General features: G+C 58.2%; 1 protein-coding gene. It reads left to right on the forward strand.

Translation table 11 applies throughout. The features are described 5' to 3' along the window. The coding region (locus PY650_RS36675; protein ID WP_285885003.1) for a UPF0149 family protein at positions 1 to 538 on the forward strand (538 nt) is incomplete at its 5' end. Between the last annotated feature and the right edge of the window lie 65 nt (positions 539 to 603).

The raw sequence follows: 603 nt of genomic DNA on the forward strand, positions 1-603 counted from the left end.
CGTCGGGCCGGAGGCAATCCCGCCCGACGAGTGGTTGCCGGTTATCTGGGGCGAGACCGCGCCTCAGTTTGATGATGAGAGCCAAGCCCAGGCTGTCCTTGGGGCCATTTTGGGCCGTTACGACGAGATCGTCCGGCAAATCGACAACGAGATCGTCGAACCTATTTTTTGGCAATCAGGCGACACAGTCATCGCCTGGGACTGGGCTGACGGCTTTGTCGAGTCCTTCGCGTTGCGCCAGCGTCACTGGACGAAGATGCTCAAGTCTGAAGCGGGGATGCTGCTGGTTCCCATCATGATGCTCTGTGATCCCGAAAATCTGCCCGATGAACCCGAGGAGAAAGAACAGGCAGTCGACGACGCAATTGAGGCCCTTCCCGACACCGTTCTGGCAATTGCCGCCTATTGGCGCTTGTCCGAACAAGAAAAGAAAAGTGTCTCCGCCGACCTGCGCTCCTTGGTCCGGACCGGCCGAAATGATCCCTGCCCGTGTGGATCGGGAAGAAAGTTCAAGAAATGCTGCGGAACTGGCTCCTGAACAACCCATGGCGAAACCGCTGACAGGCCGAGGTACATCGCAGACCCCGACCTGCACCAAATATG

Source organism: Martinezella calliandrae, assembly GCF_030272695.1.
Classification (GTDB): Bacteria; Pseudomonadota; Alphaproteobacteria; order Rhizobiales; family Rhizobiaceae; genus Rhizobium; species Rhizobium calliandrae.